The sequence below is a fragment of the Amycolatopsis keratiniphila subsp. keratiniphila genome (assembly GCF_001620365.2).
GTDB classification, from domain to species: domain Bacteria; phylum Actinomycetota; class Actinomycetes; order Mycobacteriales; family Pseudonocardiaceae; genus Amycolatopsis; species Amycolatopsis keratiniphila.
In genome coordinates this window covers 13,976-35,419 of record NZ_LQMT02000005.1, presented here as the reverse complement: position 1 = coordinate 35,419, position 21,444 = coordinate 13,976, and the positions used below count along the sequence as shown (strand labels likewise).

General features: G+C 69.0%; 25 protein-coding genes. 13 read left to right on the top strand and 12 right to left on the bottom strand.

Annotation, left to right across the window (positions count from 1 at the left end):
* The first annotated feature begins 16 nt into the window (after positions 1-16).
* Positions 17-892, top strand: coding sequence for a DMT family transporter (locus AVR91_RS02190; protein WP_063270936.1), 876 nt, complete (start codon positions 17-19; stop codon positions 890-892).
* 64 nt (positions 893-956) lie between these two features.
* On the opposite strand, the gene AVR91_RS02185 is transcribed toward AVR91_RS02190, so the two are convergent.
* Positions 957-1,376, bottom strand: a complete 420-nt coding sequence (locus AVR91_RS02185) for a cytochrome c oxidase subunit 4 (RefSeq protein ID WP_016336054.1) — start codon at positions 1,374-1,376, stop codon at positions 957-959.
* A gap of 40 nt (positions 1,377-1,416) precedes the next feature.
* Entirely contained in the window at positions 1,417-2,355 is a 939-nt protein-coding gene (gene ctaC, locus AVR91_RS02180) for an aa3-type cytochrome oxidase subunit II (RefSeq protein ID WP_063270925.1), read from the bottom strand.
* 192 nt (positions 2,356-2,547) lie between these two features.
* On the opposite strand from ctaC, the gene asnB reads away from it, so the two are divergent.
* Together asnB and AVR91_RS02170 are read left to right on the top strand one after the other, a co-directional pair.
* Positions 2,548-4,482: an asparagine synthase (glutamine-hydrolyzing) gene (gene asnB, locus AVR91_RS02175; protein ID WP_063270926.1), complete on the top strand. Its 1,935-nt coding sequence runs from the start codon at positions 2,548-2,550 to the stop codon at positions 4,480-4,482.
* Positions 4,483-4,536: 54 nt separating this feature from the next.
* Positions 4,537-5,190, top strand: coding sequence for an alpha/beta fold hydrolase (locus AVR91_RS02170; RefSeq protein ID WP_063270927.1), 654 nt, complete (start codon positions 4,537-4,539; stop codon positions 5,188-5,190).
* 79 nt (positions 5,191-5,269) lie between these two features.
* Here the strand turns inward: AVR91_RS02170 and AVR91_RS02165 are convergent, their stop codons facing one another.
* Complete coding sequence (locus tag AVR91_RS02165; RefSeq protein WP_016336058.1) at positions 5,270-6,256, bottom strand: carbohydrate kinase family protein; 987 nt, start codon at positions 6,254-6,256, stop codon at positions 5,270-5,272.
* A 141-nt stretch (positions 6,257-6,397) separates the two neighbouring features.
* Between AVR91_RS02165 and AVR91_RS02160 the strand changes: the two genes are divergently transcribed.
* Complete coding sequence (locus tag AVR91_RS02160) at positions 6,398-6,586, top strand: hypothetical protein (RefSeq protein ID WP_016336059.1); 189 nt, start codon at positions 6,398-6,400, stop codon at positions 6,584-6,586.
* Between the two features lie 71 nt (positions 6,587-6,657).
* Here AVR91_RS02160 and AVR91_RS02155 read toward each other — a convergent pair whose 3' ends face one another.
* The gene (locus AVR91_RS02155; protein WP_016336060.1) at positions 6,658-7,035 is read right to left on the bottom strand and encodes a HesB/IscA family protein; all 378 of its coding nucleotides are present in this window, start codon (positions 7,033-7,035) and stop codon (positions 6,658-6,660) included.
* Positions 7,036-7,178: 143 nt separating this feature from the next.
* Between AVR91_RS02155 and AVR91_RS02150 the strand changes: the two genes are divergently transcribed.
* Both AVR91_RS02150 and AVR91_RS02145 read left to right on the top strand, forming a co-directional pair.
* Positions 7,179-7,835, top strand: coding sequence for a DUF3043 domain-containing protein (locus AVR91_RS02150; RefSeq protein ID WP_016336061.1), 657 nt, complete (start codon positions 7,179-7,181; stop codon positions 7,833-7,835).
* Positions 7,836-7,890: 55 nt separating this feature from the next.
* Positions 7,891-8,880, top strand: coding sequence for an aldo/keto reductase family protein (locus AVR91_RS02145; RefSeq protein ID WP_016336062.1), 990 nt, complete (start codon positions 7,891-7,893; stop codon positions 8,878-8,880).
* Positions 8,881-8,942: 62 nt separating this feature from the next.
* On the opposite strand, the gene AVR91_RS02140 is transcribed toward AVR91_RS02145, so the two are convergent.
* From AVR91_RS02140 to AVR91_RS02130, 3 genes are read right to left on the bottom strand one after another with little or no spacing between them, the layout of a single operon-like run.
* Entirely contained in the window at positions 8,943-9,170 is a 228-nt protein-coding gene (locus tag AVR91_RS02140; RefSeq protein WP_016336063.1) for a hypothetical protein, read from the bottom strand.
* The gene (locus tag AVR91_RS02135) at positions 9,163-10,014 is read right to left on the bottom strand and encodes a phosphoribosylaminoimidazolesuccinocarboxamide synthase (RefSeq protein ID WP_063270928.1); all 852 of its coding nucleotides are present in this window, start codon (positions 10,012-10,014) and stop codon (positions 9,163-9,165) included. The genes AVR91_RS02140 and AVR91_RS02135 overlap by 8 nt, the downstream gene beginning before the upstream one ends.
* Positions 10,011-10,760 carry a GntR family transcriptional regulator gene (locus tag AVR91_RS02130; RefSeq protein WP_063270929.1) on the bottom strand — a complete coding sequence of 250 codons (750 nt, stop codon included), beginning with the start codon at positions 10,758-10,760 and terminating at the stop codon, positions 10,011-10,013. The genes AVR91_RS02135 and AVR91_RS02130 overlap by 4 nt, the downstream gene beginning before the upstream one ends.
* Before the next feature lie 170 nt (positions 10,761-10,930).
* Between AVR91_RS02130 and AVR91_RS02125 the strand changes: the two genes are divergently transcribed.
* Positions 10,931-11,335, top strand: coding sequence for a hypothetical protein (locus AVR91_RS02125; protein ID WP_016336066.1), 405 nt, complete (start codon positions 10,931-10,933; stop codon positions 11,333-11,335).
* Here AVR91_RS02125 and AVR91_RS02120 read toward each other — a convergent pair.
* Positions 11,332-12,000 (bottom strand): IspD/TarI family cytidylyltransferase, encoded by a 669-nt coding sequence (locus AVR91_RS02120; protein WP_063270930.1) that lies wholly within the window; start codon positions 11,998-12,000, stop codon positions 11,332-11,334. The genes AVR91_RS02125 and AVR91_RS02120 overlap by 4 nt on opposite strands.
* Positions 12,001-12,093: 93 nt before the next feature.
* Here AVR91_RS02120 and cobT point away from each other — a divergent pair, with 93 nt between their 5' ends.
* The gene (cobT, locus tag AVR91_RS02115) at positions 12,094-13,170 is read left to right on the top strand and encodes a nicotinate-nucleotide--dimethylbenzimidazole phosphoribosyltransferase (protein ID WP_063270931.1); all 1,077 of its coding nucleotides are present in this window, start codon (positions 12,094-12,096) and stop codon (positions 13,168-13,170) included.
* Between the two features lie 79 nt (positions 13,171-13,249).
* Here the strand turns inward: cobT and AVR91_RS02110 are convergent, their stop codons facing one another.
* The gene (locus AVR91_RS02110; RefSeq protein ID WP_063270932.1) at positions 13,250-14,353 is read right to left on the bottom strand and encodes a branched-chain amino acid aminotransferase; all 1,104 of its coding nucleotides are present in this window, start codon (positions 14,351-14,353) and stop codon (positions 13,250-13,252) included.
* Positions 14,354-14,470: 117 nt separating this feature from the next.
* Between AVR91_RS02110 and AVR91_RS02105 the strand changes: the two genes are divergently transcribed.
* Entirely contained in the window at positions 14,471-14,791 is a 321-nt protein-coding gene (locus tag AVR91_RS02105) for a hypothetical protein (RefSeq protein ID WP_016336070.1), read from the top strand.
* Here the strand turns inward: AVR91_RS02105 and AVR91_RS02100 are convergent.
* Both AVR91_RS02100 and AVR91_RS02095 read right to left on the bottom strand, forming a co-directional pair.
* The gene (locus tag AVR91_RS02100; protein WP_063270933.1) at positions 14,788-15,414 is read right to left on the bottom strand and encodes a DUF402 domain-containing protein; all 627 of its coding nucleotides are present in this window, start codon (positions 15,412-15,414) and stop codon (positions 14,788-14,790) included. The genes AVR91_RS02105 and AVR91_RS02100 overlap by 4 nt on opposite strands.
* Positions 15,407-16,276, bottom strand: a complete 870-nt coding sequence (locus tag AVR91_RS02095; RefSeq protein WP_063270934.1) for a hypothetical protein — start codon at positions 16,274-16,276, stop codon at positions 15,407-15,409. The genes AVR91_RS02100 and AVR91_RS02095 overlap by 8 nt, the downstream gene beginning before the upstream one ends.
* Positions 16,277-16,408: 132 nt before the next feature.
* Here AVR91_RS02095 and AVR91_RS02090 point away from each other — a divergent pair, with 132 nt between their 5' ends.
* The 3 genes from AVR91_RS02090 to AVR91_RS02080 all read left to right on the top strand — a co-directional run bounded on the left by AVR91_RS02090 (position 16,409) and on the right by AVR91_RS02080 (position 19,464).
* The gene (locus AVR91_RS02090; RefSeq protein ID WP_063270935.1) at positions 16,409-17,911 is read left to right on the top strand and encodes a leucyl aminopeptidase; all 1,503 of its coding nucleotides are present in this window, start codon (positions 16,409-16,411) and stop codon (positions 17,909-17,911) included.
* An 83-nt stretch (positions 17,912-17,994) separates the two neighbouring features.
* Entirely contained in the window at positions 17,995-18,978 is a 984-nt protein-coding gene (locus AVR91_RS02085) for an SMI1/KNR4 family protein (protein ID WP_063275536.1), read from the top strand.
* A gap of 33 nt (positions 18,979-19,011) precedes the next feature.
* Positions 19,012-19,464, top strand: a complete 453-nt coding sequence (locus AVR91_RS02080) for a GNAT family N-acetyltransferase (protein WP_063275535.1) — start codon at positions 19,012-19,014, stop codon at positions 19,462-19,464.
* 7 nt (positions 19,465-19,471) lie between these two features.
* On the opposite strand, the gene AVR91_RS02075 is transcribed toward AVR91_RS02080, so the two are convergent.
* Positions 19,472-19,816: a hypothetical protein gene (locus AVR91_RS02075; RefSeq protein WP_020630431.1), complete on the bottom strand. Its 345-nt coding sequence runs from the start codon at positions 19,814-19,816 to the stop codon at positions 19,472-19,474.
* A 214-nt stretch (positions 19,817-20,030) separates the two neighbouring features.
* On the opposite strand from AVR91_RS02075, the gene lpdA reads away from it, so the two are divergent.
* Positions 20,031-21,404, top strand: coding sequence for a dihydrolipoyl dehydrogenase (gene lpdA / locus AVR91_RS02070; RefSeq protein ID WP_037344695.1), 1,374 nt, complete (start codon positions 20,031-20,033; stop codon positions 21,402-21,404).
* Positions 21,405-21,444: the final 40 nt, after the last annotated feature.

Here is a 21,444-nt window from a genome sequence, read left to right as displayed (position 1 = left end):
GGCGAAAGTGGTCGCCATGAACAAGAACAACCCCGTGTTGCAGTGGACGGCCGCGATGGCGCTGTCCGGCACGATCGGCGCCGTCGTCCTCGAAAGCGGTGCCGAAGCCCCCGCCGTGGCGTTCGCGAGGAGCCTCGTCGGCGGTCTGCTGCTCCTGGTGTGGAGCGCGGCCCGTGGCTGGCTCCGCCCGTGGACGCTCGGCCGCCGCGACCTGCTGCTCGCCGTCCTCGGCGGCCTGTTCCTGGTCGGGAACTGGGTGCTGCTGTTCGCCTCGTACTCGCTGTCGTCGATCGGGGTCAGCACCGTCGTCTACCACACACAACCGCTGATGCTGGTCGGTCTCGCGGCGGCGTTCCTCGGCGAGAAGATGGCGAAGAGCCAGCTGGTCCGGGCGCTGATCGCGTTCGGCGGGGTGACCCTCATCTCCCTGTCCGCGCACGGCGCCGACGGCAAACCCGTGCGGCTGGCGGGGATCGCGCTCGCCCTCGGCGCGGCCGCCCTCTACGCCGGCGCCTCGTTCGTCGCGAAGCAGCTCACGCATGTCCGTCCGCACGTCCTCGCGGCCGTACAGCTCGTCACGGGCACGATCGTGCTCGCACCCGCCCTGCTGGTCACGCCGCTGCCCACGGACACCTCAGGCCTGCTGTGGCTGGTCCTGCTGGGAACCGTGCACACCGCGCTGATGTACGTGCTGATGTACGCGAGCATCGGGAAGCTGCCGACCACGACGGTGGCGCTGCTCTCCTACGTCTATCCGGTGGTCGCGGTGGTCGTCGACGTCCTCGCCTACGGCCACCGGCCGACCTGGCCGGAAGGCCTGGGGATGCTGGCCGTCCTGGCCGCCGCGCTGGCACCGAAGCGGACGCCGGCACGGCAACCCGCCCGCGTTTAGTCCTCTGAATGCGAAAAGCGGCGCCCGGTCCGAAGACCGAGGCGCCGCTTCCGGCGTCAGAACGTCACTCGTGGTTCGGACCGGTGTGGTACTCGAACACCAGCCCGCCGATGGCGATGATGACCAGGCCCAGCGCGATGATCAGCAGCCAGATGTGGAAGAACGCGAGCGCGACACCGGTCAGCGCGGCGGCCGCCGCGAGACCCACCGGCCAGTAGCTGCCCGGGCTGAAGAAGCCCAGCTCACCGGCACCGTCGCTGATCTCGGCGTCTTCCCGGTCCTCCGGCCGCGGCTCGATGCGCCGCGCCACGAACTGCAGGTAGCTCCCGGCCAGGAAGGCCAGGCCACCGGTGAGGATCAGGGCCACCACACCGACCGGCTCGACGCCGTCCCGGGTCATCGTTCCGGTCATGTACGCGTAGATACCCGCGACGATGACGGAGAAGACCGCGACGAGGAAGAAAATCCGTCCTTCGACCTTCATGGACGTTGCCTCACTCCTGTTTCGGGCTCGAACAGCCGGGTCAGTTGGACGCGACCCGCGCGGTGCGGTCGGTGTTGAACGGGGTGGTGGTGACGGCGTAGGGCGAGCACAGTTCGCCGCAGTTCATCGCCGTCAGCGCCTCGGAAGCCGTGTTCGGCTTGCCGCTCTTCGGGTTCACGGTGCCGCGGAGCTGGATGTACTGCGCGTACTTGTCCGGCGAGAGCGCCCTGACCTCGAAGTTCATCCCCGAGTGGTAGGTGCCGCACAGTTCGGCGCAGCGGCCGACGAACGAACCTTCCTTGTCGATCGAGTTCTGGAAGGTGAAGTCCTGGTTGTTCTTCTCCGGGTCCGGCATGACGTCCCGCTTGAAGTGGAACTCCGGCACCCAGAACGAGTGGATGACGTCGGCCGACCGCAGGTTGTACTGGATCGTCTTGTTCGTCGGCAGGACCAGCAGCGGGATCTCGGTCGAACTGCCGACCGTGGTGATCTCGGGGTCGGCCTGGTTCTTGGAGTCGCTCTTGTACTTGAACTCCCAGTTCCACTGGAACGCGACGATGTCGACCGTGACGTCCGGGTCGTCCGTCTCGGCGAGCACGCGGTTCTCGGTGGTCGCGGTGAAGAAGAACAGCACGCAGACCATGATCGTCGGGACGACGACCGTGAAGATCTCCAGCGGGATGTTGTACTGGAACTGACGGGGCAGTTCCTCTTCCGCGCCGTCGGCGGTCTTCTTCTTGCGGTGGAAGATCGCGGTCCAGAAGATCAGCGCCCAGACGATGACACCGACGACCAGCGCGGCGATGACGGTCCACGTCCACAACGTGCGCATGTCGTGTGCCTGCGGGGTCACCCCGACCGGCCAGCCGAAGCGGAGGATCTCGTCCCCGGAACAGCCCGTCGCGGTCAGCATCACCAGCGCGGCGAGCGCTGCGACGCGACCAGCCCGCTTAACTGGGGTGCGCTCTGGATTTCCCACTGCGCCTTGCCCTTTCACCCAGAGCCTCCTCGACCGATCTTTGTGACAGCCGGAGCCTAGCCGAGTTGCGGCGCCGTGCTGACTAAGGGGTAACCCCAACACGCGTATCCCCCACCACATCGGGGTGTACACGCCCACCGGCATACTGGGCCCTTCTCCCCGCTCGGCCAACAAGAGGTGTGTGAACTAGACGTGTGCGGCCTGCTTGGACTGATCTGTTCGACCGAAGCCGACGCTGCGAGCGCCCGTGACGCCGTCGACGCGGCCATGCGCTGCCAGCGGCACCGCGGCCCCGACGAGCACGACACCTGGGCCGACGCCGAGGTGGTCTACGGCTTCAACCGGCTGGCGTTCATCGACGTCGACCACGCCCACCAGCCGCTGGTGTGGGGCCCGCCGGAGGCTCCCGAGCGCTACACGCTGAACTTCAACGGCGAGATCTACAACTACAAAGAGCTGCGTGACGAGCTGGCCGCCGAACATGGTGCGAAGTTCGCCACAGAGGGCGACGGCGAGGCCATCGTCGCGGCGTACCACTACCTCGGCGACGAGGCGGTCAAGAAGCTGCGCGGCATGTTCGCCTTCCTGATCTGGGACTCGCAGGAGAAGGTCGTCTTCGGCGCGCGGGACCCGTTCGGTATCAAGCCGCTGTTCTACTCGGCAGGCCCCGGCAAGGTCGCCTTCTCCAGCGAGAAGAAGAGCCTGCTGGAGCTCTCGGGCGTGCTCGGCGTGCAGGACGAGCTGGACAAGACCGCCCTGCAGCACTACCTGGTGCTGCAGTACGTGCCGGAACCCGAGTCCATGCACACCGGAATCCGCCGCGTCGAGTCCGGCACGTCGTTCCGGGTGGTCCCGGGCGGTGACGTGCAGTTCACGCGGTACTTCCACCCGACGTTCAACGCGAAGCCGGTGAACAGCCAGGCCGAGGCCGACGAGCTGTACGAGCGCATCGCCGATGTGATGCGCGACTCGGTCGGCAAGCACATGATCTCCGACCCGGACGTCACGGTCGGCGCGTTCCTCTCCGGCGGCATCGACTCCACGGCGACCGCGACGCTGGCCAAGGAGCACAACCCGAACCTGATCGCGTTCACCACCGGGTTCGAGCGCGAGGGCTACTCCGAGGTCGACGTCGCCGCCGAATCGGCCGCCGCGATCGGTGTGAAGCACGTGGTCCGCACGGTGTCGGCGGACGAGATGATGGAGGCGCTGCCGCTCATCGTCTGGTACCTCGACGACCCGGTGGCGGACCCGGCGCTCGTGCCGCTCTGGTTCATCGCGCGCGAAGCCCGCAAGCACGTCAAGGCGGTGCTGTCCGGTGAAGGCGCCGACGAGCTCTTCTGCGGCTACACGATCTACAACGAGCCGATCTCGCTGGCGCCGTTCGAGAAGATCCCTGGCGGGATGCGGAAGATCATCGGCAAGGTCTCCACGAAGATCCCGGAGGGCACCCGCGGCAAGGACCTGCTGCGGCGCGGGGCGCTGCCGCTGGAAGACCGCTACTACGGCAACGCGCGCAACTTCCGCGACGACCAGCTCCGCAAGGTGCTGCGCACGTACGAGGACGGGATCGGCTTCAAGGACGTCACCGCGCCTTGGTACAAGATCTCGGAGAACTGGGACCCGGTCGCGCGGATGCAGCACGTCGACCTCTACACCTGGCTGCGCGGCGACATCCTGGTCAAGGCCGACAAGGTGACCATGGCGAACTCGCTGGAACTGCGGGTGCCGTTCCTCGACGCCGAGGTGTTCAAGGTCGCCTCGACCATCCCGCTCGACCAGAAGCTCGCGCACGGCACCACGAAGTACGCGCTGCGCCAGGCGCTGGCGAAGATCATCCCCGGCCACGTGCTGAACCGGCGCAAGCTGGGCTTCCCGGTGCCGATCCGGCTGTGGCTGCGCAACGAGATGTACGACTGGGCCAAGGGCATCATCTCGGACTCGCAGACCGACGCGCTGCTCGACAAGAAGGCCGTCCTGGCGCTGCTCGAAGAGCACAAGGCCGGGCAGCTCGACCGCAGCCGTCAGCTGTGGGCGCTGCTGGTGTTCATGCTGTGGCACGGCATCTTCGTCGAGAACCGCATCAAGCCCGAGGTGCCGGAACCCGTCTACCCGGTGAAGCTCTAGTCACGACTCCGTCCCGGCCTTCACCGGTCACCTGGTGAAGGCCAGCATGGAGGAATGGACTTCGTCCTCGTGCACGGCACGACGCAGAGCCCGGCGGGCTGGGACCGGGTGGCCAAGTTGCTCACCGCCGCCGGGCACCGCGCGATCGCGGTGGATCTGCTGACCCCGAGTGATCTGCCGGTCGAGGGCTACGCGCAGCACGCGCGAGACCAGTACGACGGCGAGCGGCCGGTGGTCGTGGCGCATTCCGGCGCGGGGGTCCTGCTGCCCGCGATCGCCGAAGCTCTCGACGCGCGGGCACTGGTGTGGGTCGCCGCCTACATCCCCGATTTCGCCGGTGGGCGGAGCCTGCGGGACGAGGCGCCGGCCGTTCTCCAACCGGACTGGATCGGTGTGGACCCGACGGCGGATCCCGCGAAGGCGTCGGAATTCCTCTTCCACGACTGCGATCCCGAGACCGAACGGCCGGCGCTGGACAGTCTGCGGCTGTTCAACCCCGCTGTACTCGCCGCGCATCCCGCCGGGGCGGCGCCGGAGGTCCCGTCGACGGTGATCGTCCCCACCCGGGACCGCACTCTCCGGCCGGACTGGCTGCGCCGAGCGGCCAGGGAACGGCTCGGGGTCACCCCGATCGAGATCGACTCGGGGCACTGCCCGCACCTGTCCCGGCCCGCCGAACTCGCCGCCATCCTGACCGGACGCAGCTGACAGCCCGCAAGTCCGTGAAGGCCTCCTTGAGGGACTCTGGGTCCCTCAAGGAGGCCTTCACGGACTCCCCTTCAGCTCACTACGGCAGGATCGCCGCGATCTCCTCGGCGGACTCCGGACCGAAGGCCTCCTTGAGCCGGCCCAGGACGTCGGTGCGGTCGAAGGACCATTCCTGCGTCCCCACGGTCTCCAGCACCAGCACGGCGATCAGCGAGCCGAGCTGCGCCGAACGCTCCAGGCTGAGCCCGCCGTCGATACCCGCGATGAACCCGGCCCGGAAGCCGTCGCCGACGCCGGTCGGGTCGACCTTGCCGCGCTCCGGGACGGCGCCGATCTGCAGCGCGAGGCCGTCCTTGCCGATGATCTCGACGCCCTTCTCCCCGAGCGTGGTGATCCGCATGCCGACGCGGTCGAGGACCTCGGCCTCGGTCCAGCCGGTCTTCTGGAGCAGCAGTTCCCATTCGTAGTCGTTGCTGAACAGGTACTTCGCGCCCTCGACGAAGGCACGCACCTGCGCGCCGTCCATGCGGGCCAGCTGCTGCGAGGGGTCGACGGCGAAGGTGTAGCCGCGCTGGCGGCATTCCTCGGCGTGCCGGACCATGCCTTCGGGGTCGTCCGGGCTGATCAGCACGAGCGACAGTTCACCGGCGTGCGCGGCGACCGGCGCCAGTTCGATGTTGCGGGATTCGGCCATCGCGCCGGCGTAGAACGTCGCGATCTGGCAGAGGTCCTCGTCGGTGGTGCAGACGAACCGGGCGGTGTGCGCGACCTCGGACACCAGCACCCCGGCCGTGTCGACGCCGTGCCGCTCGAGCCACGAGCGGTAGTCGGCGAAGTCGGAGCCGACCGCGCCGACCAGGATCGGGCGCTTGCCCAGCACCCCGAGACCGAAGGCGATGTTCGCGCCGATCCCGCCCCGCCGCACGACGAGATCGTCCGCCAGGAAGCTCAGTGAGACCCGGTGCAGCTGCTCGGCGATGAGCTGCTCGGCGAACCTGCCCGGGAAGTGCATGAGATGGTCGGTTGCGATACTGCCGGATACTGCGATCCTGGCGCTGGCTGCCACCGGTTCTCCTTGTTCGGTCGGCCCCGCGGGAGCGAGGACGGCTAAGTTACCCGCAGGTCATGCCCCATACGGGTTGCTTCAGGCACGGCCATCAACACTACCGGTTGGTAGTGGTGTCCGACTCCACGACGAGTCATTAGCTTGTCGTTCGTGACCACTTCCGCGTATCACCTCGAACCGGAATCGATCGGCGAACTCATCGCCGACTGTGCCGGTATCCCGTCGTCCCTCCAGGCCGAGAACATGCCCCTGCCCCGGGAGAGCGCTCCGCCCTGGACCGTGGACGAGCGTTGTCTCGCCCAGGTCGCCGATCTGGACGCCTACGTCTGATCCGCTCCGGGCATGAAGAAGGGCCGCGACCTGGGTGAGGTTCGCGGCCCTTCTTCATACCTCGACGCGGATCAGTGGAAGCTGTCGCCGCAGGCGCAGCTGCCGGTCGCGTTGGGGTTGTCGATCGTGAAGCCCTGCTTCTCGATCGAGTCGACGAAGTCGATCACGGCGCTCGACACGTACGGCGCGCTCATCCGGTCGACGGCCACGCGGAGGCCGTCGAAGTCACGGAACAGGTCGCCGTCGAGCGTGCGCTCGTCGAAGAACAGCTGGTAGCGCAGGCCGGCGCACCCACCGGGCTGGACGGCGATGCGCAGGTGCATGTCGTCGCGGCCCTCCTGCTCGAGCAGGGCCTTCGCCTTGCTGGCGGCGGCGTCGGTCAACGTCACGCCGTGGGTCTCCTCGGCGGTTTCGGCCTGAGCTGCGGCTGCCTGCTCAGCGGTCGTCATGGTTCTCCCTCTGGTCGAACTCGCTGCGGGTACTCGTCTTGCACATGGTCCAACACGTCGGAGTCCCGATCTGTTCCCCTCCATGGTGACATATCGCTCGGCCTGGTGCGTGGCACCGTGACGCCTGCAACTACCCTGGTGAGGTGAGGTTCCTGCGCCGTAGCACCACAGACTCCGCCACGACGGACACCGAGACGCCCGACACCCAGGCCGTCGAGGTCCAGGCCAAGGCGTATACGCCGGGCAAGGGCAAGGCCACGCCCAAGCGTCGTGAGGCCGAAGCCAAGCGCCGCGGCCCGGTGGCGCCTCCGCCGACCACCATGCGGGAGGCGATGAAGCGCAACAAGGAGCTCCGCAAGTCCGCGAAGGCCGACCCGGAGTACAAGCAGAAGCAGCGCAACGCCGCCAAGGAACGCCGCGAGCGGATGATGGCGGGCGAGGACAAGTACCTGCTCCCCCGTGACCGCGGCCCCGTCAAGGCGTACATCCGCGACCTGGTCGACTCGCGGCGCAACCTGCTCGGCCTGTTCATGCCGCTGGCGATCCTGGTGTTCGTCGCGCTGATCCTGCCGTACCCCGAGGTCCAGCGGTACGCGACGCTGCTGTGCACGGTGATGCTGCTCGGCATGATCGTCGAAGGTTTCCTCAGCGGGCGCCGCATCGCGAAGATGGTCCGCCTGAAGTTCCCGAACGAGACGATCAAGGGCACCTCCGTCGGCTGGTACTCCTTCATCCGGGCGAGCCAGATCCGCAAGCTGCGGGTCCCCAAGCCTCGGGTGAGCCCCGGCGACAAGGTCTGAGCAGGCGAAACCCGGGTCGTTAGCCTGGCTAACGGCCTGGGGTAGAGTCGTGCCCATGGAGTTTCGACGACTGGGCCGCAGCGGCCTCAATGTCAGTGAGATCTCGTACGGCAACTGGCTCACCCACGGGTCCCAGGTGGAAGAGGACCAGGCCCAGGCCTGCATCAAGGCGGCGCTCGACGTCGGCATCACCACCTTCGACACCGCCGATGTTTACGCGAACACGGCCGCCGAATCGGTGCTCGGCCGCGGCCTGAAGGGCCTGCGCCGCGAAAGCCTGGAGATCTTCACCAAGGTCTACTGGCCGACCGGCCCCAAGGGTCCGAACGACCAGGGGCTCGGCCGCAAGCACATCATGGAGTCGGCGCACGCTTCGCTGAAGCGCCTCGGCACCGACTACGTCGACCTCTACCAGGCGCACCGGTTCGACCGGACCGTCCCGCTCGAAGAGACGTTCCTCGCCTTCGCCGACCTCGTCCGCCAGGGCAAGGTGCTCTACGTCGGCGTCTCCGAGTGGACCGCCGAGCAGATCACCCAGGGCGCGGCGATCGCGCGCGAGCTCAACGTGCCCCTCATCTCGAACCAGCCGCAGTACAACGCGCTGTGGCGGGTCATCGAGGCGCAGGTCGTCCCGGCCTCCGAGCGTGAGGGCCTCAGCCAGATCGTCTGGTCGCCGATCGCGCAGGGCGTGCTCACCGGCAAGTACAAGCCCGGTCAGCCGCTGCCCGAGGGCTCCCGCGCGACCGACGAGAAGGGCGGCGCCAACATGGTCGCCCGCTTCCTCAACGACGACGTCCTCGAGCGCGTGCAGCGGCTCGAGCCGATCGCGGAGAAGGCGGGCCTGACGATGGCCCAGCTGGCCGTGGCGTGGGTGCTGCAGAACCCGAACGTCGCTTCGGCGATCATCGGCGCCTCCCGGCCCGAGCAGGTGCACGAGAACGTGAAGGCGGCCGGCGTGAAGCTGGACGCGGATCTGCTCGCGGCGATCGACGAGGCCCTCGACGGCGTCACCGAGACCGACCCGACGCTGACCCGCTCCCCCTGATCCCCCGCAGTCAGCCGACTAAACGCGGACGCTTTGTCCCGCGTTTAGTCGGCTGAATGCCGTCAGTCGCCGTGCACTCGGGACTGGTACGCGATCTGGCCGTCGAGGTCGAGGGCGTCACCGGGCGCGCGCAAGGGATCGATTCCCAAGCCCCGCAACAACCTGCTCGCGCCGGCGACCCGGTCACCGGTCCGGCCGTCGAGCCGCACCGGTGCGTGGCCCCGCTGGATCAGCAGGCCCTCGACGTCGTCGATCAGCCGGTACGGGTCGTAGACCTGCTGTTCAGGCATGACCACCACCGGGAATCCAGGTGTTCCCGGTGATCCTTTCGTAGACCTCGGTGTAGCGCTTGCGGGTCGCCTCGACGATCTCGGCCGGGATGGCGGGTCCGGGCGGCGTCTTGTCCCAGCCGGTCGTCGTGGACCAGTCGCGGACGAACTGCTTGTCGAACGCGTGCTGCGTCCGGCCCGGCTCGTACTCGTCGGCGGGCCAGAACCGCGACGAGTCCGACGTGAGGACCTCGTCCCCGAGCGTCAGCACGCCGTCGGCGTCGAAGCCGAATTCGATCTTGGTGTCGGCGATGATGATGCCGTTCTTCGCCGCGTGCTCCGCACCCTTGGTATAGACCTCGAGCGTCAGATCGCGGAGGCGATCCGCGGTCTCCTGGCCGATCTCGTTCACGACGTCGGCGAACGTCATGAACTCGTCGTGACCGGTGTCGGAGATCTTCGTGGTGGGCGTGAAGATCGGCTCCGGCAGCTTGTCCGCCTCGACGAGACCGGCGGGCAGCGCGACACCGGAAACCTTGCCGTCGCGCTGGTATTCGCGCATCCCGAGACCGGTGAGATAGCCGCGTGCGATGCACTCGACCTGGATCATCTTCAACGGCTTGCAGCGCATGGCGCGGCCGGCGAATTCGGCGGGCACGTCGGTCGTGGAAACGACGTGGTTCGGCACCACGTCGGCCATCTTTTCGAACCACCAGGCGGAAAGCTGGTTCAGCAGCGCGCCCTTGTCCGGGATCGGGGTCGGCAGCGAGACGTCGTAGACCGAAACGCGATCCGACGCGACGAGCAGAATGTCGCCGTCGATTTCGTAAAGGTCCCGGACCTTACCCGCGTGAATGTGCTTCATGCCCCGTCCTCGATGTTGTATTCGTAGAAAATCCAGTGGTCCGGCAAAGCCGCCGATTCGCCGTACTCGAGTACGTCACCCTCGGCGGACAAGAACCTGTTGCGACTCAACAGAATCGCCGAACCTTCGGCCACGCCGAGTTCCGCCGCCTCCTCGGCACCCGCCAGCCCCGCGGCGTGCTGAGAATGAGTCGAGGTCAGAACCCGGCCTGTCCGGTCCGCCACGTATTTGACCGTGCCTTCGACGATCCGCACCGGCTCGAACAGCAAAGGCGCCTTCGACGCGACAGCGCCGTCGAACCACGAAACCGACGTCGACACCGGACGGCCTTCGCCCGCGTACGTGGTCCTTCGCCGCCGGATCACCGGAGCACCTTCATCGATTCCGAGCGCGCCCGCCACCCTGTCCGGCGCCGGCAGGAGGCCGGCTTCGCGGATTTTCGCGTAGTGGCCCGGCGGATAGACCTTGCCGGTTCGCGCGATCGAGATCGTCCGATCGTGCGCGGACCGGTGCAGCGCCCTGGTCTGCACCACTGTCCCGATCCCGCGTACCGCGCGGACCAGACCTTCGGCACGAAGTGTCGACAGCACCTTCATCGCCGTCGCCATCGCGACGTTCCAGTTCCTGGCGATCTCGCGCGCGGACGGGACCGCGTCGCCTTCCTTGAGCCTGCCCGAAACGATGTCGTCGCGAATGTTCCCCGCGATCTGGAGATACGGCGGTTCGGGTCGATCGACGGCGGGCAAGGTGACTCCTCACAAGGTCGCGCGGTGCGCACAAGCGTTCTAGCACACCAATGGGCGAGCACCAAGGATCCTGCTCACACCCCATTATTACGTACTAGTACACATTCTGGACGGTGCTCTAGTACACCTGTTACTCTCCGAGAAGTTCCCGAAACCCGTTGGGGGGCTCGATGAACCATCTGAGCATCGACGAACTGCTCGAAGAGCTTCGAAGACGCCGGTGGGTCGTCTACATCTTCGGCCCCCGGGAGGAGCCGGAGGTCTGTGCCGCGGTCTTCCAATGGGACACCTGCGCCGACGTCCTCATCCTCCGCGGGGAAGAACGGGCGAGCGCCTTCCGCGTCACCACGGTCGCCGAAACCGACGTCTTCCGGCCGGCGCTCGTGTCCTGGCAGTACCACTCGACGGCCGACTGGACCCTGCGCGCCGTGCTCACCATCCCGCCGCCCGGCGAAACCGGCGCGCCGATCCAGTTGCTGCAACCACATCCGGACTGCGTCATCCCGATGGAGGCACGACGGCCGGTCACCGTCCTGCCCGCCATACCGACCAAGGCCGACCAGGGAGATCCCTAACCTCGGCCGATCACCTGCTCGGCGACAACGAGGTCGTGCGGGTAGGTGATCTTGAGGTTCTCCGCGCTGCCCGGAACCCACCGCACCGGCAGCGCGGAGAACCTTTCCATGCACGAAGACGTGTCCGTGCCGACGAAACCCTCACGCTCTGCCGTTTCGTACGCCTCCAGCAACGGCGCGGCGCGGAAACCCTGCGGTGTCTGCACCCTGATCGCCCCGGGCAGCGCACCGGAAACGGTGTCGCCGTCGACACGCACGATGTCGTCGGCCGCGACGCCGGGCACCGCTCCCCCGTGGCGCCTCGTGTCGGCGAGAACGTCAGCGATCAGTTCCGGCGTGACGAGCGGGCGGGCAGCGTCGTGCAGCAGTACCGCGTCGATCTCGCCACTCTCGATACGGGAAGCCATGTGGCGCAAGGCATTCAGCTCCGAGCCCTGCCGCGTCGCACCGCCGTGGACGAGTTCGACCTCGCCCGGATGCGCGGCGAGCACCTCGTGCGCGAGTCCGGTGTCCTGCGGCCGGATGACCAGCACGAGCACATCGATTCCGGGCACCCGCGCGAAGGCGTCGAGCGACCACGCGACGACCCTTTTGCCCGCCACCGGCAGATAGACCTTGTTGAGCTTCGCGCCGACCCGGGTACCCGCTCCGCTCGCGAGCACCACTCCGGCGGCCTTCGTCTGAGCCACAGGCAACTCTGGCACAGCGGGGTGGGTAGGTTGGGCCCGGCCACCAAAGTGATCCGAAGGGGCAGGGCGTTGGACGACGAAATCCTCGAGTTCGCCGAAGTCGAGCAGCCTGATGAACACGCGCGCTCGGCGGCGATCGCCCTGCACTCGAAACTGATCAAACCGGCCGGTTCGCTGGGCAGGCTCGAAGAACTGGGCGTTTGGGTCGCGGCCTGCCAGGGCCAGTCGCCGCCGCGGCCGTTCACGCGGCCGCGGGTCGTGGTGTTCGCCGGTGACCACGGTGTCGCCGCGAAGGGCGTCTCGGCCTATCCGGGCGAAGTCACCGCGCAACTCGTCGGGAGCATGCTGACCGGTGGCGCGGCCATCAACGTCCTCGCCGCCTCGGCGGGCGCGAGCGTCCGGGTCGTCGACATGGCCGTCGACAGCGACGCCCCGGCGACGCGGTCGATCGGCGAGTTCAAGGTGCGGCGCGGATCCGGCTCGATCGACGTCGAGGACGCGCTGACCGACGACGAGGCGCGCGCCGCCGTCCGCGCCGGCCGGACGATCGCCGACGCCGAGGTCGACGGCGGGGCCGACCTGCTCATCGCGGGCGACCTCGGGATCGGGAACAGCACCCCGGCCTCGGTGCTGGTCGCGGCGCTGACCGGCAGCGAACCGGTGGCCGTGGTCGGCCGCGGTTCCGGTATCGACGACAACGCCTGGATGCGCAAGGCCGCGGCGGTCCGCGACGCGCTGCGGCGCGCGAGGACCGTGCTGGCCGACCCGGTCGCGCTGCTGCGCACCGCCGCGGGCGCGGACATCGCCGCGATGGCAGGTTTCCTCGCGCAGGCCTCGCTACGGAAGACGCCGGTGATCCTGGACGGCCTGGTCGCCTCCGCGGCCGCGCTGGTCGCCGAGGAACTCGTCCCGGGGGCACGGCAGTGGTGGACCGCTGGCCAGCGGGGCGGCGAACCCGCGCACGCGCTGGCGCTGGAGCACCTCGACCTTGAGCCGATCCTGGACCTGGACGTCCGCCTGGGCGAGGGAACGGGCGCCGTCGCGGCGCTGCCGCTGGTGTTCATGGCGACGCGGGTGCTCGCGGAGATGGCCACGCACGAGCAGGCCGGCGTCAGCGGCCCCCTGATCGAGACCCCGGCTTCCTGACCCCCTCCGCCCCCGAGATGTCATGAAAGGGTCGTTCAGGACGTTTTTCGTCCTGAACGACCCTTTCATGACACGTGCCTCAGCCCAGCGGGTACATCCAGCCTTCCGGAGCCGACCGGGTGCCCTCCTGGATCCCGGTCAGCGCGCCGCGCAGCTTCATCGTCAGCTCGCCGGGCTGCCCGCCCGCGACGGAGAACTCGCCGCCCGCGTGCTTCACGTGCCCGACCGGCGTGATGACCGCTGCCGTCCCGCACGCGAACACCTCGGTCAGCTCGCCCGAAGCCGCCGACTTCTCCCACTCGTCGGTGGAGATCCGCCGCTCCTCGACCTGGTGTCCGAACGACTTCGCCAGCTCCAGCAGCGACTTGCGGGTCACGCCCGGGAGCAGCGAACCGGTCAGTTCCGGCGTCACGACACGGGCCTCGTCACCGGAGCCGAAGACGAAGAACAGGTTCATCCCGCCCATCTCCTCGACCCAGCGCCGCTCGACCGCGTCGAGCCACACGACCTGGTCGCAGCCCTTCTCCACGGCCTGGGCCTGCGCGACGAAGGACGCCGCGTAGTTGCCCGCGCATTTCGCCTCGCCGGTGCCGCCGGGGACGGCGCGCACGTACTCGGTCGAGAGCCACACGCTCACCGGCTTCACGCCGCCGGAGAAGTACGAACCGGCGGGCGAGCCGATCAGCGCGTAGAGGTACTCGTTCGCGGGCCGGTTGACGCCGAGCCCGGCCTCGGTGGAGATCATGAACGGCCGCAGGTACAGCGACTCGCCCGGTTTCGTCGGGACCCAGCGGCTGTCGACCGCGATCAGCTCGCGGATCGAGTCGAGGAAGGTCTCCACCGGCAGCTGCGGCATGGCGAGGCGCTCGGCCGAGTTGCGGAAGCGGATCGCGTTCGCGTCGGGGCGGAACGCCGCGATCGTGCCGTCGGGCTGGCGGTACGCTTTGAGGCCTTCGAAGATCGCCTGGCCGTAGTGCAGCACCGAGGTGGCCGGGTCGAGCGAGAAGGGCGCGTACGGCCCGACGGTCGCGTCGTGCCAGCCCTGCTCGGAGCTCCATTTCACGGTCACCATGTGGTCGGTGAAGTGCAACCCGAAACCGGGTGCGGCCAATACGTCCGCGACGCGTTCCGGGCTCGCGGGGCTCGGGTGCGGGAGGTGGCTGAACTGCGTCGAGGTCGTCATACCCAAGACGATAACGCTTGGTCGGACCCACGTTAGTCGGACGTCCGCATATCTTTACCTCCCGCGATCTGTCCGTCACGACGAACACGGGAGGGGTCGCGCCCCTAGGATGGCGGCGTGACGTACAACCAGATGCAGCCCGCCACCCCGGCGCAACCGGCCAAGTCCGCCACCCCCGGCGCGGGGGCCGACGTCAAGACCTTCGCGACGGCCGTGCTGCTCACCTTCGGCACCGGCGTGCTGATGATGGACGGCTGGGCCTTGCTCGACAGCGGTTTCGGCGCGTTCCTCGGCCTGGTCGCCGGCGGTTTCGGCATCTTCTGGTGGAAGAGCATCCACGGCAAGGTGTTCCCGCGCGAGCTGTCCACCAAATCGGTGGTCCTCCTGACGGTGATCAACGTGGTGCTGGTGCTGCTCCTGCTGCTGCAGGTCGGTTAGAGCAACCCCTCGGGAAGGCCGGGCGCGGGCCAGTCCGGATCGGGCCGGAAGTCGGTCCACGTCCCGTCGAAGGGGAACGCCCCGGCGTCCGCGAGTGCCCCGATCCGCTCGCCCTCGGCGCGCAGGCGGTCGAGCTGCCCCGCGGTGATGCGGCCGGCGAGGACGGCCTCCTCGGCCTCGTCCTCGTCCTTCCACTGCCAGCGGCCGCCGGGCTCCACGGCGACGTCGAGGATGCCGTCGATCCGGTCGGGCCCGGACGGCGTGCGCCCCAGCGGGACCTCGAGGTTGACGTACCAGTTCAGGAACTCGCCTTCGGCGTCGAAGAACCACCAGACCGACGACCATTCGTCGTCGGCGATACGGCGCAGGGTCGACGTGTCCCGCCAGAAATCGGCCACGCGCACCCTCGGCACCCGGAACCGCTCTTCCAGGGGCGCCTCGCGGAAGAGCCGCCCGTCGGCGAGCCTGCTGCCGACGATCGGGGTGTCGGCGGGCAGCCAGCCGAGCAGCACGGTGCCGTCGTCGGCGATGACGCGCAGCGGGTGATGCTGGCCGATCGAGCCGTCCGGTCGCAGGAAGCGTTCGACGACCGTGTCGCCCGGGGTCCAGAGAGGATCATGCACGCCTTGAACGGTCACTCTTCGAACGGTACCGACGGGCGTGGACCCGCAGAACCAGTTCGGCGAGCGTTCCCACTCCCGCGAGCGCGAGGGCCACGACCGGCCCAGCGAAGGCGGCGGCCACGGCCACGATCAGTCCACAAGCGAGTGTCGCCTTCGGACGTTCCGGGGAAAGCCGTTCCCTGCCGTCGGTGAAGGCGTCGACCGCGACGGGCACGGTCGCGACGGCGGCCACCACGGTCAGCACCGGCAGCAGCGAGACGGCGTCGGCGGCGGCGAGGAGTTCGCGGAACGAGGTCGCCGAAAGCCCCAGCCGGATCGGTCCGAGCTGGTAGAGCGCGACGGCCGTGATCGCGACGGCCACGGCACCCACGGCGGCCGCCCGGCCCGGGCCGGGACGGCGGGGCAGCAGGAACGGCAGGAGTACCAGCACGGCGAGGCCGAGACCGGGTACGGACGGCGGGTCCGGCGCGATGAACTGCGCCAACGGCGGGATGCCCACGCAGATCGCGATCAGGGACGCGGCGGCGGCCAGCAGCAGCCCGGTGACCCAGCGGGCGGCGTAGTCGCCGAGGCGGACCCCGGCCAGGTCGGCGACGGTCACGACGGCGGCGAACACCGCGGCGGCGGCACCCGGCGCGGACGGGAAGAGGTACTGCCCGAACGCCGTCGCGAAGACCAGGACCAGGCCCAACCGCGAAACGGAGCCAGCGATCCGCTCGGGCCGGGTGTCACCGAGCGGCGGAAGCAACGCCTCGACCGCGACCGCGAGCACGGCCGCGACCACGACGGCCACGAGTACCCAGTAGTCCGCTCCGGAGGTGCCCACCGCCAGCGCGATGAGCAGACCGCCAGCCAGTCGCACGCCGTCTCCCTTCCAGTTCGTCCAGTTACCGGGTCGGCCCCGCTGTTCCCCCAGGTCCCACTGTCATTAGCATGGCTCACGATCCAACCGGGCGGCCGCCCGGTACCACCGCGAACGCGCGAGGAGCCAGAAGTGACCGTGCCGAAGCTTGCCCTGACCGAGAACGCCGAAGCGGCGCTTGCCAAGACGCGCGCCGACGTCGTCGTCATCGGAACCCTGCAGGGCGAGGACGGCCTGGCGCTCGCCGCCGGCTCCTCCGTCGCCGACACCGCCTTCGACGGCAAGCTCGCCGAGGTCCTCGGCACCCTCGGCGCCTCCGGCAAGGCCGACGAGGTCGTCAAGGTGCCGACGCTGGGCAAGCTGTCCGCCGGTGTCGTGCTGGCCGTCGGCCTCGGCAAGGCCGGCGCGGACGGCGTCACCGCCGAGCAGGTCCGCCGGGGCGCCGGTGCCGCCGCGCGGGCGCTGAGCGGGACCGACCGCGCGTTCGTCACGCTGTCGGCGATCGACCTGCAGGCCGCCGTCGAGGGCACCGTGCTCGGTGCCTACGACTTCACCGAGTACCGCTCCGAGAAGGGCGACGGCCCGGTCGCCAAGGTCGACTTCGTGAGCCCCGAAGAGGGCACCGCCAAGGACCACAAGGCGACCCTGAAGGCCGCCGGCCTGATCGCCGAGTCGGTCATCATCGCCCGCGACCTGATCAACACCCCGCCGAACGACCTGTTCCCGGCCTCCTTCGCCGACCGCGCGAAGACCCTGGCCGAGGCGAACAACCTCGACTTCGAGGTTCTCGACGAGAAGGCGTTGAAGCGCAAGGGCTTCGGCGGCATCCTCGGCGTCGGCGGCGGTTCGTCGCGGCAGCCGCGCCTGCTGCGCATCGCCTACAAGCCCGCGAAGGCGTCGAAGAAGGTCGCGCTGGTCGGCAAGGGCATCACCTTCGACTCGGGCGGCATCTCGATCAAGCCCGCCGCGAACATGGACCACATGACCTCGGACATGTCGGGCGCGGCCGCCGTGCTCGCCTCCGTGGTGCTGGCCGCGAAGCTGAAGTACCCGCTCGAGGTCGTCGCGCACATCCCGCTGGCGGAGAACCTGCCCTCGGCCACCTCGTACCGGCCGGGCGACGTGCTCAGCATGTACGGCGGCAAGACCGTCGAGGTGCTCAACACCGACGCCGAAGGCCGTCTCGTGCTGGCCGACGCGATCGTGCGCGCGGGCGAGGAGAACCCCGACTACCTGATCGAGACCTCGACGCTGACCGGCGCGCAGGTCGTCGCGCTCGGCAACCGCACCGCGGGCGTCATGGGCTCGGACGAGTTCCGCGACCGGATCGCTTCGATCGCGCAGGCCACCGGTGAGGGCGGCTGGGCCATGCCGTTGCCGGAGGAACTGCGCGCCGACCTCGACTCGCGTCTCGCCGACCTGGCCAACGTCACCGGGCACCGCTGGGGCGGCATGCTCGCGGCGGGCATCTTCCTCCGCGAGTTCGTCACCGAGGGCCTGCCCTGGGCGCACATCGACATCGCGGGCCCGTCGTTCAACACCGCCGGCGCGTGGGGCTACACCGGCAAGGGCGGCACCGGCGTCCCGGTCCGCACCATCGCCGCCGTGCTCGCGGACATCGCCGCCAACGGCTGATCCTTTTCGCGCGTGAAGGCCTCCTTCCCTCGGCTGAGCCGCGGGAAGGAGGCCTTCACGCGCTTTGTGGCAAGGTCGACGCCGTGGACAGGGACGCGTATCTCGAAGGCGCGATCAGGGACGTGCTCAGCGGCGACGACGCGACACTCGACGACCGGATCGCGCACGCGGCACTGCTGTTCGCCGCCTCCGGGGCGATGGCGGACGCAGACCGGCTGGTCACGCATTGGCACGCGCTCACCGAACGTCCCGTCACGACGCTGATCCCCGGCGCCGTGCAGGCCCGCGCGTGGGCGATGCTCTTCGAAGCGCGAGGAGCGCACCCGGACTGGGCCGCGGCGATGATCCCGCTCGATCTCGACGCCGAGGAACGCGCTCACGACGACTACCTCGCCCGGCGCGTGTCCGATCTCGACGGCCTGCTCGGCGGCTCCCCGATCGGCGAGGCCGTGTCCCATCTCGGGCCGTCGCGGCCGGATCGGCTGCGCGAGGCCGTCGCGCGAGGCGACCTGGACGCCTGGGCCGAGATCGCGTCGCGACAAGGCCGTCCGGACGTCGCCGTGCTCGCCGCGAACCGGCGCCTCGCGCCGCGGCTCGCCGCCGGCGCGGACCCGCTCGGGCTCGGCGACTGGACGGAACTCTGCGCAGGAGCGCTGGTCGCGGCGCTGTACGAGCGCTACCCGCCCGACACCGGTTCCTGGCGCGAAATGGTCGAGGGGATCCTCCGGCTGCGCGGCGGCGGCACCGCACCCCCGGCGGCGTCAGCCCGCACCATCGAAGCGGCCGAGGCGCGGCTCGGGCTCCGGCTGCCCGACGACTACCGCGAATTCCTCCGGACCTGCGACGGTCTGCCCGCGGATGTCGTCTTCCCCCGGCTGCTCGGGACGGCGGAACTGCGCGCAGAGGGCGGTGTCGTCGTGATCGCGGATCCGGCCGTCGTGCTGCTGACGGCCGCGGGCGAGCAGTGGCGGACGGTCGAGATCGACCCGGCGCTGGGCACGACGGTGCATCCGACGTTCCGGGCGCTGCTGGAGCGGCACTTGCTCCTTTTGGCGCAATCTGCGTGAATTCCGCCGGAGCGCGTCGCTAGCTTCGCGACCATGACCGCTCTCACACTCACGAAGATCACTCGGGACAACGTCGGCGTCGCCTGCTCGATCGCCGTCGAACCGCATCAGGATTCCTACGTCGCCCCTGTGGCCCGGTCACTCGCCGAGGCCTACGCGCAGCCCGAAGTCGCCTGGCCGCGGCTGATCCTCGACGACGGTGAACCGGTCGGATTCGTGATGGGCGCGTTCGATCCGGACTGCCCGATCGACTACTTCCGCTGCGGGCTCTGGCGGCTCAACGTCGCGGCGGGACGGCAAGGCAAGGGCTACGGCCGATTCGCCGTCGAGGCCGTCCTCGACGAGGCTCGGCGCCGCGGCCGTCGGCGGGCGACGACGCTCTGGGTGCCGGGCGAGCACAGCCCGGAGGCGTTCTACCTCCGGCTTGGCTTCCGCGACACCGGCACCGTCCACGACGGACAGCACGTCGGCGAGATCGACCTCTGAACCCGCGTCAGGCTTCGCCGCGCTTCTTCCGCTCGGTGTACTCCCGCATCCGCTTCGGGTAGCCGACCCTGGCCACCTCGTACACGGGGATCGACCGCTTGTGACCGAACTGCTGCGCCGCGTCGAGGCTCTCGATCCGGCGACGGGTCCACTCACCGTCATGGGCGATCAGGACGACGGTGGTCTCCGTGACGTTGGTCTTCGGCTCCACGTACGCCTCGACACCGGTCCGTGAAGACGCCCACTCCTCAAGATGCTTGAAGTCGTTTGAAGAGGCTTTCCGCAGCGTACCGGGCTTCTGCCCGCCTTTAGAGCGCCGGCGCAGCGAGTCGAACAGACCCACTCCGACCACCTCACTTCCCATTCGCGTCCGATGTCCATTATCCCGACGCGGGCGTGTGCTCAGCGTGGCGGTCCGCGTGGGCCGTGTCCCGTGGGTCACAGCACGCGGCCTAGGTCGCAGCCTCTCCACACGTAGTGACAAGATGGCAAGTGTCCGCGCGCGCGTATACCGCGCGAAGCGGCGCCAGAGCACCACCCCTACCGCTTGCCGAGGAGTTATTGAAGTGACCGACACCTCCGCCGACCTTGTGATCCTGGGTGGCGGATCGGGCGGCTACGCCGCCGCGTTCCGCGCGGCCGAGCTGGGCCTTTCCGTCACCCTGATCGAAAAGGACAAGCTTGGCGGGACGTGCCTCCACCGAGGCTGCATCCCGACCAAGGCCCTCCTGCACGCGGCGGAGGTCGCCGACGAGACCCGCGACGCCGAGACCTTCGGTGTGAAGGCCGTGCTGGAAGGCATCGACATCGCCGGCGTCAACAAGTACAAGGACGGGATCATCTCGCGCCTGTACAAGGGCCTCCAGGGCCTGGCCAAGGCGCACAAGGTGAACCTCGTCGAGGGCACCGGGACGTTCGTCGGCGGCACGACCGTCGAGGTCGACGGCACCCGCTACACCGGCAAGAACGTCATCCTCGCCACCGGTTCGTACTCGAGGACGCTGCCGGGCCTGGAGCTGGGCGGGCGCATCATCGCCAGCGAGCAGGCGCTTTCGCTGGACTACATCCCGAAGAAGGCCATCGTCCTCGGCGGTGGTGTCATCGGTGTCGAATTCGCGTCCGTCTGGGCGTCCTTCGGCGTCGACGTCACCATCGTGGAGGCGCTGCCCCGCCTGGTCCCGAACGAGGACGAGTACGCGTCCAAGCAGCTCGAGCGCGCTTTCCGTCGTCGCAAGATCGCCTTCAAGACCGGCGTGCGGTTCACCGGCGCCAAGCAGGACGACAACGGCGTCAGCGTGTCGCTGGAGTCCGGCGAGACGCTCGAAGCCGACCTGCTCCTGGTCGCCGTGGGCCGCGGCCCGAACTCGGCCGGGCACGGGTACGAGGAGGCCGGCGTCAAGATGGAGCGCGGTTTCGTCCTCACCGACGACCGCCTGCGCACGAACCTGCCGAACGTCTACGCCGTCGGTGACATCGTCCCCGGCCTGCAGCTCGCGCACCGCGGGTTCCAGCAGGGCATCTTCGTCGCGGAAGAGATCGCCGGCCAGGAGCCGCGCGTGATCGACGAGAGCGGCATCCCGCGCGTCACCTACTCGCACCCCGAGGTCGCTTCGGTCGGCCTGACCGAGTCGCAGGCGAAGGAGAAGTACGGCTCCGACGTCACCACCTTCACCTACGACCTCGGCGGCAACGGCAAGAGCCAGATCCTCAAGACCTCCGGCGGGGTCAAGCTCATCAAGGCTCCGGACGGCCCGGTCGTCGGCGTGCACATGGTGGGCGACCGCGTCGGCGAGCTGATCGGCGAAGCGCAGCTGATCTACAGCTGGGAGGCCTTCCCCGAGGACGTCGCCCCGCTCATCCACGCGCACCCCACGCAGACCGAGGCCCTCGGTGAAGCGTTCCTCGCCCTGGCGGGCAAGCCGCTGCACGTCCACAGCTGACGTCTCACCGTCGAAGAACCAGACCAAGCAAGACATATCA